13 protein-coding genes are annotated in these 12,280 nt (G+C 50.7%); 8 read left to right on the top strand and 5 right to left on the bottom strand.

The window, feature by feature from the left end:
- The first annotated feature begins 25 nt into the window (after positions 1–25).
- From infB to Q397_RS0103490, 6 genes are all read left to right on the top strand, one after another.
- Entirely contained in the window at positions 26–2,584 is a 2,559-nt protein-coding gene (infB, locus tag Q397_RS0103515; protein WP_028878232.1) for a translation initiation factor IF-2, read from the top strand.
- 83 nt (positions 2,585–2,667) lie between these two features.
- On the top strand, positions 2,668–3,081 hold the full coding sequence (rbfA, locus tag Q397_RS0103510) for a 30S ribosome-binding factor RbfA (RefSeq protein WP_028878231.1): 414 nt from the start codon (positions 2,668–2,670) through the stop codon (positions 3,079–3,081).
- A 71-nt stretch (positions 3,082–3,152) separates the two neighbouring features.
- Positions 3,153–4,049 (top strand): tRNA pseudouridine(55) synthase TruB, encoded by an 897-nt coding sequence (truB, locus tag Q397_RS0103505; RefSeq protein ID WP_028878230.1) that lies wholly within the window; start codon positions 3,153–3,155, stop codon positions 4,047–4,049.
- Positions 4,050–4,070: 21 nt separating this feature from the next.
- Positions 4,071–4,340 carry a 30S ribosomal protein S15 gene (rpsO, locus tag Q397_RS0103500; RefSeq protein WP_028878229.1) on the top strand — a complete coding sequence of 90 codons (270 nt, stop codon included), beginning with the start codon at positions 4,071–4,073 and terminating at the stop codon, positions 4,338–4,340.
- Between the two features lie 216 nt (positions 4,341–4,556).
- Positions 4,557–6,767 (top strand): polyribonucleotide nucleotidyltransferase, encoded by a 2,211-nt coding sequence (gene pnp / locus Q397_RS0103495; RefSeq protein WP_028878228.1) that lies wholly within the window; start codon positions 4,557–4,559, stop codon positions 6,765–6,767.
- 169 nt (positions 6,768–6,936) lie between these two features.
- Positions 6,937–7,779 carry a DUF4393 domain-containing protein gene (locus Q397_RS0103490; RefSeq protein WP_028878227.1) on the top strand — a complete coding sequence of 281 codons (843 nt, stop codon included), beginning with the start codon at positions 6,937–6,939 and terminating at the stop codon, positions 7,777–7,779.
- Between the two features lie 82 nt (positions 7,780–7,861).
- Here Q397_RS0103490 and Q397_RS20910 read toward each other — a convergent pair whose 3' ends face one another.
- Positions 7,862–8,275, bottom strand: a complete 414-nt coding sequence (locus tag Q397_RS20910; protein ID WP_084148915.1) for an ATPase inhibitor subunit zeta — start codon at positions 8,273–8,275, stop codon at positions 7,862–7,864.
- A 20-nt stretch (positions 8,276–8,295) separates the two neighbouring features.
- Positions 8,296–9,033 (bottom strand): FadR/GntR family transcriptional regulator, encoded by a 738-nt coding sequence (locus Q397_RS0103480; RefSeq protein ID WP_028878226.1) that lies wholly within the window; start codon positions 9,031–9,033, stop codon positions 8,296–8,298.
- Between the two features lie 147 nt (positions 9,034–9,180).
- On the opposite strand from Q397_RS0103480, the gene acuI reads away from it, so the two are divergent.
- Complete coding sequence (acuI, locus tag Q397_RS0103475; RefSeq protein ID WP_028878225.1) at positions 9,181–10,170, top strand: acrylyl-CoA reductase (NADPH); 990 nt, start codon at positions 9,181–9,183, stop codon at positions 10,168–10,170.
- Positions 10,171–10,246: 76 nt separating this feature from the next.
- The gene (locus Q397_RS23830) at positions 10,247–10,903 is read left to right on the top strand and encodes a tetratricopeptide repeat protein (RefSeq protein ID WP_051609669.1); all 657 of its coding nucleotides are present in this window, start codon (positions 10,247–10,249) and stop codon (positions 10,901–10,903) included.
- A 9-nt stretch (positions 10,904–10,912) separates the two neighbouring features.
- Here Q397_RS23830 and Q397_RS25550 read toward each other — a convergent pair whose 3' ends face one another.
- Genes Q397_RS25550 through Q397_RS0103460 form a run of 3 tightly spaced genes read right to left on the bottom strand, consistent with a single transcriptional unit; the run spans position 10,913 to position 12,116 of the window.
- A complete protein-coding gene (locus Q397_RS25550; protein ID WP_420864615.1) occupies positions 10,913–11,071 on the bottom strand; it encodes a YjbQ family protein in 159 nt (52 codons plus the stop codon).
- Position 11,072: 1 nt separating this feature from the next.
- Complete coding sequence (locus tag Q397_RS25545; protein ID WP_420864614.1) at positions 11,073–11,333, bottom strand: secondary thiamine-phosphate synthase enzyme YjbQ; 261 nt, start codon at positions 11,331–11,333, stop codon at positions 11,073–11,075.
- 33 nt (positions 11,334–11,366) lie between these two features.
- Entirely contained in the window at positions 11,367–12,116 is a 750-nt protein-coding gene (locus Q397_RS0103460) for a DODA-type extradiol aromatic ring-opening family dioxygenase (RefSeq protein WP_028878224.1), read from the bottom strand.
- Between the last annotated feature and the right edge of the window lie 164 nt (positions 12,117–12,280).

Here is a 12,280-nt window from a genome sequence, read left to right as displayed (position 1 = left end):
ATAGAAAGACAGGCACAGCTCGGATATGACAGATAAAAAAGGCGACGACGGCAACAAGCTCAGCCTCAATCGACCCGGCAAACTTGAACTGAAAAAAACAGTTGAAGCTGGTCAGGTCAAACAAAGTTTCTCTCATGGACGCAGCAAGTCCGTGGCTGTCGAGGTGCGTAAAAAACGAACTTTCGTTCAAGGCACGTCCGGACGCATGTCCGAAGTCCGCGGTGGCGCACAAACCGCCAAGGAAGCTGCTGAACAGGCCTTCAAACAGGATAGACCTGCCGTTCAAAACGATGCGCATCTGACAGATGACGAATTGGCGAAGCGCGCGCAGGTTCTTCAAAACGCGAAGAAAGCCGAAGAAGAGCAAAAGAAACAAATGGAAGCCGATGCAGAAGCGCGTGCAAAACGCGAAGCTGCAGACGCGAAACGCCGTGCGGAAGAAAAAGCCGCTGAAGAGCGTAAAGCGAAAGCTGACGCCGAGCGTAAAGCGGCTGAAGAATCGGCTGAGAAGCAACGGATCGAAGCGGAAGCCCGCAAAGCGGCGGAAGCAGCGGAACTTGCCCAAACACGCGCAGAGAAAGATTCTGCACGTCGCCCTGAACCGGCGAAAAAAGACGAAAAACCGGTCGCTGCAAAGCCCGTGAAGAAAAAAGAAGAGAAAAAGCCGGAAGCCGCCAAACGTGGTACTGATCGTCGTCGCGGTAAAGGCAAGCTGTCCATCGATAACTTTGATGGCGAACAGCGTCAGCGCTCTCTTGCTTCCGTAAAACGTGCCCGCCAAAAGCAGAAACAGCAACAAGGCGGCGGCAACCAGGATCAAGCCAAGCAAATTCGTGAAGTTATTCTCCCGGATCACATCACGGTACAGGAACTCGCCAACCGTATGGCAGAACGTGCCGCAGCGGTTGTTAAGGCCCTGATGACAATGGGTACGATGGTAACGATCAACCAAACAATCGATGCTGATACGGCACAGGTTGTTGTGGAAGAATTTGGTCACACTGTGAAACGTGTATCCGATGCGGATGTGGAAGTGGATCTGACAGGGCCGGAAGATAACGAGTCCCAGCAAATCCCACGTGCACCGATCGTAACTGTGATGGGTCACGTTGACCACGGTAAAACCTCCCTTCTTGATGCCCTGCGTGAAACAGACGTTGTGGACAAAGAAGCCGGCGGGATCACCCAGCACATCGGTGCCTATCAGGTCACCATGGCCAGCGGTGCGAAAATCTCGTTCGTGGATACACCGGGTCACGAAGCCTTTACGGCCATGCGTGCCCGTGGTGCGGAACTGACAGATATCGTTGTTCTTGTGGTTGCTGCCGATGACGGTGTCATGCCGCAAACGATCGAAGCGATCCGCCACGCGAAAGCCGCGGACGTGCCGATTATCGTTGCGATCAACAAAATTGACAAGCCGGGTGCTGACCCGACACGCGTACGTACAGAACTGCTGCAACATGAAATTCAGGTTGAGAGCATGGGCGGTGAGGTCATGGACGTTGAAGTGTCTGCGAAGCAGCGCCTGAACCTTGAAAGCCTCGAAGAAACCATCCTGCTGCAAGCAGAAATTCTGGAGCTGAAAGCCAACCCGAACCGCGCTGCGGAAGGTGTGGTTGTTGAAGCCAAACAAGAACGCGGCCGCGGTAACATCGCAACCGTCATGGTCCAACGCGGGACCCTGAAAATCGGTGACATCTTTGTCGTCGGTACAGAATGGGGGCGTGTCCGTGCCTTGGTCAACGATCACGGTCATCACGTGAAAAGCTCCGGTCCGGCAACCCCTGTTGAGGTTCTCGGTCTGCAAGGCACACCGTCTGCCGGTGACCAGCTCGTCGTTGTTGAGAGTGAAGCCAAAGCCCGTGAAGTTTCTGAATACCGGACCAACAAGTCCAAAGCGGCGAAAGCTGCTGCCAGCGGTCGCGGGACCTTGGAAGAACTGTTCAGCCAAATCGCGGCTGGCGAAGTCAAAGAACTGCCTGTTCTTATCAAAGGTGACGTACAAGGCTCTATCGAAGCCCTGTCCGGCACATTCGATAAACTGGGCCGCGATGATGTGAAGGTGAAAGTCCTGCACGGTGCTGTGGGTGCGATTAACGAATCGGATATCACACTGGCGCGTGCCTCCAACGCCTTGATCATCGGCTTTAACGTTCGTGCCAACCCGCAAGCGCGTGAAATGGCGAAACGTGACGGCGTTGACATTCGTTACTACTCCATCATTTACGATGCAGCAGACGATGTAAAACGTATGATGTCCGGTCTTCTGGATCCGGTTTATCAGGAAAAGTTCATCGGTTATGCGGAAATCCGCGAAACCTTCAACATTTCCCGCGTGGGTACAATTGCCGGCTGTATGGTTACAGAAGGCGTTGTGAAACGGGGTGCCAAAGTGCGCTTGCTGCGTGACAACGTTGTTGTTCACGAAGGCGCGCTTGGTCAGCTCAAACGCTTTAAAGATGACGTTAAAGAAGTTAAATCCGGCTTCGAATGCGGGATGTCCTTCGAAAACTATAACGATCTTAAAGTCGGCGATATGATCGAATGCTTTGAGATGGAACAGATCGAACAAGAAATCTAAACCCTTTATTGTTCGCTTTTTTCCAGGCAGGAACCTTCCTTGAGGGTTCCTGCCTGTTTTGATGAAAAACAAGAGATACTATCATGACCAGACGATCCGGTAAGGCTCCCACACAACGCCAACTTCGTGTCGGCGAAGAAATCCGTCATGCGTTGGCAGGCATCATTGCGCGTGCCGATTTCCGTGACCCAGATTTGATTGATGCGTCCATTTCCGTTTCAGAAGTTCGTGTCAGCCCTGACTTGCGAAATGCAACGGTTTTTGTCTCTGACCTTGGCGGGGACAATACGGATGCCGTGGTGGATGGCTTAAACCGCGCCAGCGGCCATGTCCGTCACGAATATTCCCGTCTCTCGACCACAAAATACATCCCAAAATTCCGCTTTAAGCGCGATGAGTCGCTGGATGAGGCCCTGAAGATCAACAAATTGCTTCAGGACCCCAAAGTTCAAGCCGACATCCACCGCGAAGATGATGAGGACGGGGAAGAGGAATAAACCTTCCCCCTTTTCTTTTTAAGCGACCAACAGCAGACCTGCGTTCTGTAGGGTAAACGACAAGGTTCACGATGGGCAGAAAGAAAAAAGGCATCCCCATTCACGGCTGGCTGATCATCGATAAGCCCCTTGAAATTTCCTCCAACAATGTGGTGGGGAAAGCCCGCTGGTTGACCAAGGCCCAAAAGGTCGGTCATGGCGGCACCCTTGATCCGCTAGCCAGCGGCATCTTACCCTTGGCCTTTGGGGAAGCGACAAAAACCGTTTCCTATGTGATGGACGGGACAAAGACCTACCGCTTTGAAGTGACCTGGGGCGAAACCCGCAGCACCGACGATGCAGAAGGCGAAGTCACCGACACAAGCACCGCGCGCCCAACCCGTGCGGAAATCGAAGCTGCCCTGCCCGCCTTTATCGGCGCGATTGAGCAAATCCCACCGAAATATTCCGCCATCAAAATCGATGGACAACGCGCTTATAAGCTGGCGCGCGAAGATAAAGACATCGAGATGACGGCCCGTACGGTGCAGATTGATGACCTGAAACTCATCGACTGCCCCGATTCGGACCGGGCCATCTTTGAGGTCCAGTGCGGCAAAGGGACATATGTGAGAAGTCTGGGGCGTGATCTGGGTAATAAACTTGGGTGCCTCGGCTATATCTCCATGTTGCGGCGCACAAAAGTCGGCCCGTTTGACGAGAATTGCGCGATTTCACTGGATTCTTTGGAGCAAATTGTGCATAGTGAGGCGCTTTTTGAAAGCCTTCTTGCGATTGAGACCGTGCTGGACGACATCTCGGCACTGGCCTTGAACGAAGAAGAAACCCAGAAAATTCGCAACGGTATGGGCTTTAAGACGGATTTGCCGGATACAGAGACCTTACGGTTGATGCATAACGACAAACTTGTTGCTCTTGCCAAGGTGGAAGACGGACTGGTTCGTCCTTTCAGGGTTTTCAATTATTAACATCTACATATGGAGTATCCGATGTCGATTACTGCAGAGCGTAAAGCTGAGCTAATCAAAGAATTTGGCACCAAAGAAGGTGACACTGGTTCACCGGAAGTACAGGTTGCTATTCTTTCCGAGCGTATCGCAAACCTGACAGAGCACTTGAAAGAACACAAAAAAGACTTTCACTCTCGTCGCGGTCTGTTGATGCTGGTTGGTCAACGCCGTCGTCTCTTGGACTACACCAAGAAAAAAGACGTTGCCCGTTACCAGAGCATCATCGAACGTTTGGGTCTGCGTCGCTAAGACAAAGATTCTCGGAGCAAGGCGCGATATACCAAAAAGGTATGACGCGCCTTTCTTCATTTTCGACCCTGTGGCATTGTTCATGAATTCGAATGTCACAAACCCGTCAAACCGCACAAGGTCGATGTGGTGTAGATTGGCGGTTATGGCTGTTATGTCAATTTTAAGGGAAGGTCCCTTAAGCAGCCCATGTACGTACGTATGTAAGGAAGATATATGTTTAAAGAATTCCGTAAAGAAATCGAATGGGGCGGTCGTCCGCTGGTTTTTGAAACAGGTAAAATCGCACGTCAAGCAGATGGTGCGGTTCTGGTTACCTATGGCGAGACAAAAGTTCTGTGTACAGCTGTTGGGCAAAAGCAAGCCCGCGCTGACATTGATTTCTTTCCGCTGACGGTCAACTATCAGGAAAAAGCTTTCGCAGCCGGTAAAATCCCGGGTGGCTTTTTCAAACGCGAAGGACGCCCTTCTGAAAAAGAAACGCTGACGTCCCGCCTGATTGACCGTCCGATCCGCCCGCTGTTTGCACCGGGCTACAAAAACGAAACTCAAGTTATTTGTACCGTTCTGGCACACGATCTTGAAAACGATCCAGACATCGTTGCCATGATCGGTGCGTCTGCGGCGCTGACCATTTCCGGCATGCCGTTTATGGGCCCGATCGGTGCGGCCCGCGTTGGCTACATTGAAGGCGAATACGTCCTCAACCCAACCACAGACGAACTGGAAGAAAGCATTCTTGATCTGGCTGTTGCCGGGACACAAGAAGGCGTTTTGATGGTTGAATCTGAAGCGCAAGAACTGTCAGAAGAAATCATGCTGGGTGCGGTGGCCTTCGGTCACAAAGCCTTCCAGGATGTGATCAACGCGATCATCGATCTGGCTGAAGTTTGTGCGAAAGAACCTTGGGATCTGCCGCAACCGGTTGAGTACCTTGGTGAAATTGAAGCCAAAGCCGCTGAACTGGCAGAAGCTGACCTGCGCGCAGCTTACAAAATCGTTGATAAGCAACAACGTGTTGCTGCAGTTTCTGAAGCGAAAGCCAAAGTCACAGAATTTTACGCGGGCAAAGTTGAAGCTGGCGAAGTCTCCAGCGTTGTTGTTGCAGGCGTTCTGAAAAATCTTGAAAAAGATATCGTTCGTCGTGACATCATCAAAACCCAGTCTCGTATCGACGGTCGTGACACGAAAACAGTTCGTGCCATCGACGCACAAGTCGGCCTGCTGCCGCGTGCACACGGTTCTGCCCTGTTCACACGTGGTGAAACACAGGCACTGGCTGTCACCACATTGGGGACAGGCCAAGATGAGCAAATCATCGACGCACTGGATAAAGAATACCGCGAAAACTTCATGCTGCATTACAACTTCCCGCCATATTCTGTCGGTGAAGCCAGCTTCCTGAAGTCTCCGGGCCGTCGTGAAATCGGTCACGGTAAACTGGCATGGCGCGCGATCCGTCCGTTGATGCCGTCCAAAGAAGATTTCCCCTACACAGTACGTGTGGTTTCTGAAGTGACAGAATCCAACGGCTCTTCTTCTATGGCGACTGTTTGTGGTACATCCCTGTCCTTGATGGACTCTGGTGTTCCCTTGAAACGCCCTGTAGCGGGTATCGCCATGGGTCTGATCAAAGAAGACGACGGCTTTGCTGTCCTGTCTGACATCTTGGGTGACGAAGATCACTTGGGTGACATGGACTTTAAAGTGGCCGGTACAGAAGAAGGCATCACCTCTTTGCAGATGGATATTAAAATTACATCCATCACACCAGAGATCATGCAAATCGCCTTGGATCAAGCCAAAGACGGTCGTGTTCACATTCTGGGTGAAATGGCCAAAGCCATCACATCCGGTCGTGACGATGTCTCCAACAACGCACCGAAAATTACAGCTTTCCAGATCAACAAAGACAAGATCCGTGAAGTTATCGGCACAGGCGGTAAAGTCATCCGCGAAATCACCGAAACAACCGGCGCGAAAATCGACATCGAAGATGACGGTACCATCCGCGTTGCAGCTGTTGACGGTGAAAGCGGTCAAAAAGCCATCGATTGGATCATGGGCATTGTTGCTGAGCCTGAGCTCAACAAAATCTACCGTGGTAAAGTCGTTAAGGTCATGGACTTCGGTGCCTTTGTTAACTACATGGGCACACGTGACGGTTTGGTTCACATTTCTGAACTGAAGAACGAGCGCGTTGCACAGGTTGCTGACGTTGTGTCTGAAGGCGATGAAGTCTGGGCGAAACTGATCGGTATCGACGATCGTGGTAAGGTTAAACTGTCCATGCGCGTTGTCGATCAAGAAACTGGCGAAGACATCACCGAAGAAGTGGGCGAAAAACGTCCGCGCGCTGAAGGTGAAGGCGATGCTGAAAAGTCTGACAAGCCGCGTGGCGCCCGTCGCCCGCGTCGTAAAGACTAAGCCGCTTTAAACGCTTAACAAAAAACCCCTTGAGTGCGATCGCCTCAAGGGGTTTTTTACATATATTAGCTCGTATCAGGCCTTATACATTCAAATGATATTTTACAGTATATTCGTCAACCTAACACCATTATATTAGTAAGATAAAAAGTAATGAAAGGAATAAACTTTGTCTGAAGAAGAAAAAAAAGAGGGAAATATAGAGGAAACAATCCATGCAGTAACAGAGCTCGTCAAGGCTGTTCCAGTATATCAGGATGCATTCCAACCAGCAGCTCAAGAGGTTGGTAAAGCTTTGGGTACTGTAGCAAAAACAGTCAATGTCGCATTAGCTCCTGTAGCTGCTTTAGTTTGGGGGTATGATCAAATTAGAGATTTTGTAGACAATAAAGTAACTGAAAAACTACAAAATATACCCGAAGAGAATATCGTAACTCCACCTACTCACATCGCAGGACCCGCGCTAGAATCACTTCGCTATACAGGCTCAATTGGTGAACTGAAAGAGCTTTATGCAAATCTATTAGCTTCTTCAATGGATAGCTCCACAAAGAAAAATGCACATCCCAGTTTTGTAGAGATTATCAAGCAACTGTCTTCAGACGAAGCCAAACTATTAACAGCATTTACATCTACCGAACAAGCGCCAGCAGTTACCGTTCGAAATAATCGTAGAGACCAAAGAGGCGGTCTTGATCATTTTAGACATTTCACTCTATTAGGTGAAAAAGTTGGAATTAATGATATCTATCGGCTGCCAAATAACTTGGACAATCTATGTAGGCTTGGGTTACTTGAAATTCCAGCAACTTATGAGTTGATTGATGACAATCTCTACAAGGAGCTTGATGAACACCCGCTTATTCGCACAATGGTCGAAACAATAAACGCACAAAATGATCGCAAGGCACAGCTACTACACAAAACTATTATAGTCACCGGACTTGGTCGTCAGTTTATTGACACATGCGTCACCGATCATAGAGATTATGGCAAATCTAATTTGGTTTAGTTCAACAGCTCTCACAAACCTATGCAATTATCAGATTAGGTCAAATTGGCATCGTTACATTTTATGTTCTCCCGAAAACGGCTTATTTTTTCTTTTTCTTGTCCTTCTTTGACTTGGCCTTTTTGTCTTTCTTCTTCTTTTCCTTCGCCTTGATCTCGGCCTTTGTACGTTCCGCCTGTTGTGTGAGCATATCTTGCAGCACGTCTTTTTCAAAGGTACGTAGCTGATCCCACAAGGTCTCTTCTGAAATGTTCAGCCCGGCTTGCTGAAAGTCCACCATGATGCGGTCAATCACCGGCTTGGGGCCAGCTTTCGACAAATCAGCCTCGACCAGCTCAAGGAAATATTCTTTTTTATTAAACCCCAATTGTTCTGCAGCCCAATTTGCGATTTTACGGTTGCGTCTGGCTTCCATATAAAAAAATTCCAGATCGTCATTGGCGTGGCGCACTTCGTCAGTCACTCTTTTCGAATGCATTGTATTAACTACTGACATAACTATTCCCTTTATTGCCCTTACTTGTCCCTGTTGCGCCGCGCCTGCGCTTTGGAATACCGGTCTGAGAGATCGTCCATCTGTTCCGAAAATACCCGCGCGGCTGTGTCAGCATCACGCGTACGAATGGCATCGTATAAGCGAATGTGCTGATCAATTGTCTTTTTCTTATCCCAAAAAGGAAAGACGATCAAGTTCACCACGGGCTGCACCGCTTCAATCACAGAACACATCATGAATTGCAACATTCTGTTTGCACTGGCATCCACAATGGCACGGTGGAAACGAACGTCAGAGGCGCAAAACTCCTGATCCGGTAAATCGTTTTTTTTCTGTATCTCGATTTCTTGCGCCATAATCGCTAACTGCGTTTCGTCACAGCGTTCTGCCGCCAGATAGACACAGGTCAATTCAAGCTCGCGTCGGGCCTCGGCGATATCGGAGAGATCAAATTCCCCCAGAGTCGTTAAAAGCGATGTCATATTGATCAACGCATCCTTGGCATCCTGACTGTCCGGCTTATTGACAAACGTGCCGCCCGCCGGGCCTCTGCGCGACCGGATCAAATTTTGCGCCGCGAGTCGCTTCAGGGCTTCCCGAATCGTGGGGCGCGAAACCCCAAAACGTTGAGCCAGTTCCGGTTCTGTCGGCAAACGTTCATCAACCTGTAACTCACCATCCACAATGGCCTGACGGATCGTCTCTGAAATCTGTTTTGCCAGGCTCTCTGTGACCAGCGGTTCATATTTAATGCCCATAATCAGTCGCTTTCAATTTAATAGAGGCAACAGAATGACCTGAAAGCCCGTCTCATACAACTTAAATCCAATTTTATATATTTGTTTGACAAATATATAAATACACGTACTGTAAAGACAGCACATATTCCCAACAAAGGTGATCCCATGTTTAAAGCACTTATTCTCGACAAAAATGACAGCGGCGTAGAAGCCACCCTGCAGGATATCAATATCGACCAGTTGCCAGAAGGCGACGTGCTGGTAAATGTCGAATATTCGACCCTCAACTATAAAGACGGCCTTGTCCTCAACGGGGCTGGCGGCTTGGTCCGTGATTACCCTCATGTGGGCGGTATCGATTTTGCGGGTACGGTCGAAGACTCCAGCCACCCGGACTTTAAGGCTGGTGATAAAGTCGTGTTAACCGGCTGGCGTGTCGGCGAAATTCATTGGGGTGGATACGCCCAAAAAGCGCGCGTAAGCGGCGACTGGCTGGTGGCCCTGCCAGACGGTCTGTCCACCAAACAGGCTATGTCAGTCGGCACCGCGGGCTTCACTGCGATGCTGGGGGTTATGGCACTGGAAGATCATGGCCTAACTCCCGATCAGGGGGAAGTACTCGTCACCGGGGCTGCCGGTGGCGTGGGCAGTGTTGCTGTCGCCATCCTTCATCAGCTGGGCTACAAGGTTGCCGGATCAACCGGACGCGCTGACACCCACGACTACCTCAAAGAATTGGGGGTAAGCACCCTCGTCGCCCGTGAAGAATTGGCCGAAACCTCCAAACGCCCCCTCGAAAAAGAACGTTGGGCAGGCTGCATTGATGCGGTTGGCGGCACCACATTGGCCCGCGTGTTAGCCCAGCTCAAATACGGCGCAAGCGCGGCCGCCATCGGGTTGGCCGGCGGCAACGATTTGCCCGCAACCGTCATCCCGTTCTTGCTGCGCGGCGTGAATCTTTTGGGGATCGATTCTGTCATGTGTCCCAAGGAAAAACGCGTTCGTGCATGGCAACGCATTCAAAGCGATCTGCCCTTAGAGAAATTGGAAGATATGACCCAAGAAGCCAAACTGGAAGATCTGCCTAAGCTGGGCAAAGATATTCTCAAAGGCAATGTTCGGGGCCGCGTTGTTATTGATGTCGCGGGCAGCTAAAACAGCCCCCAACACACTTTCAATTCGCCCATGAAAAGGCTAGAGTAGGCGTAGACTATAATTCTGGATTTACAAAATGCTACGCCTACTCAACCTTTCTGCATTATTCTTATGTATTCTCACGGCCCCTCTCCATGCCAATGACGTGCGCACTCTTGCGGAAAGTCTGGAAAGTAAGGCCGTTCATGGTGATTTAAAATCCGCCTATAAGCTCGGCCTTTTGTGGTCACAAGGCAAAAAGATCGCCGCAGACTATCACACCGCCGCGGAATGGTTTGAACGTGCCGCCCAAGGGGGCTACCCCCAAGCCATGATTAAAATCGCCCAGATGTATGCCTTGGGCCAAGGTGTGGAAAAATCCCCTGAAACCGCCCTCAGCTGGTATGAAAAGGCCGCACAAAAAGACTCGCGCGCGGCCATGACACAGCTTGGCGCGATCTACGCGCTCACCAGTGATTTTGAGAAGTCAGCAAATTGGTATGCGCAATCCGCCGTTAAAGGTGACAGCGATGCCATGCGTGAATTGGGGATTTACTACCTCAATGGAACAGGCGTGCAATTTGATCTCACCCTTGCCTTCGCCTGGTTAGAATTAGCCGCTAAAAAAGGCGACGCACAAGCCAAATCCCTGCAAAAAGAGATCCTGCAAAGCAAAGGTCAGGAATGGGGCGACAATTTGTGCCGTCAAATCGACAACCGCATGGTCCCCGAAACCTATTGGAACGCGCGCTAGAACAACTTTCTATTGCCCCGTCACATGGGCGACCACGCTGCGCGTGTGCGGCTGACTGCGATGTTCAAACACATAAATCCCCTGCCACGTGCCCAACGCCGCGCGTCCCTGAAAGATCGGAATCGACAGAGAGACATCCGTCAGGGCGCTTTTAATATGGGCAGGCATGTCATCCGGCCCTTCCATGGTATGACGGCAACCAGCCCATATGTTCCGGCACCAGACGGGCGTAAAACTCCGTCAGGTCCAACTGCACATCGGGGTCCGCATTTTCCTGAATGGTCAAGCTGGCACTGGTATGCTGACAAAAGAGCGTCAACAAACCCGTTTCAAGGCCACAATCTTGCACCCATCGTTGAACATCACGGGTGAATTCATAGAGTCCCTGCCCCTGTGTCGCGATGGTAAAACGGGTCGTAAACTGCTGCATGCTCTCTCCTGTCTGTCAGCTTTCCCCACCATATCAATCAAAGGCAACCGCCGCCATGCTCAAGTTGCGATGCTCAAACCCACGGTGCAGCAGGCGCATCTTGTCGCCGGCCCCCATCGCTACATAAATCGGCAGCCAATGTTCATCAACCGGATGGGCCATACTGTAATGTGGCGCGCTCTCGCGGGCATGTAATAGGGCGTCGTGGTCTTGTTCTTCAACGGTTTTCACCAACCAGTCTTCATACTCTACAGCCCAAGGGTCCGGTGTTTTATCATACCACGTTAAGGCCCGCAGGTTATGTGTTGCCGCGCCTGACCCGATGATCAAGACCCCCTCTTTTCGCAGCTCCGAGAGCTTGCTGCCAATATCATAATGATACTGCGCAGGAAAATGAGATTGCAGGCTCAACTGCACCACAGGAATGTCTGCCTCTGGGTACATCAGCTTTAACGCCGACCAGGCGCCGTGATCCAGACCGCGCTTGTCATCCAGCCTGGCCCCCAACAGCGTTTGCGCGGTCTGCGACAACGCCGCAGTCCCTTCAGCTGGATAGGTCATTTGGAAAAGCTCATTGGGGAATCCGTAAAAATCATGGATCGTTTCAAGGACGCCTGCCCCCGTAACCGTCGGGCTTTCGGTTTCCCAATGAGCGCTGACGACCAAAATTGATTTCGGTCTTTCAATCTGACTGCCCAACTGCGCCAAAAACGCACGTCCCGGACTGTCCTTCTCGATTAAAACGGTAGGAGAACCGTGGGATAAAAATAAACTCGGCAACATGGCGACCTCTCTTTTAACTGTTGCACCTACTCTACGCCTGTTTACGCCTTTTCATAAGTCGATGATTTCGAAACAAATTGTTTCACCCCACAAAGGAAAAGGGAGACCCGAAACCGGATCTCCCTTTCCTTGCAGTGCATGCAGACTCCTTTAAACGGAGCCAC

The sequence above is a fragment of the Terasakiella pusilla DSM 6293 genome (genome assembly GCF_000688235.1).
Lineage (GTDB): Bacteria > Pseudomonadota > Alphaproteobacteria > Rhodospirillales > Terasakiellaceae > Terasakiella > Terasakiella pusilla.
Note: the sequence above shows the minus strand (reverse complement) of the source record. Positions and strands in the feature narration are given on the sequence as shown.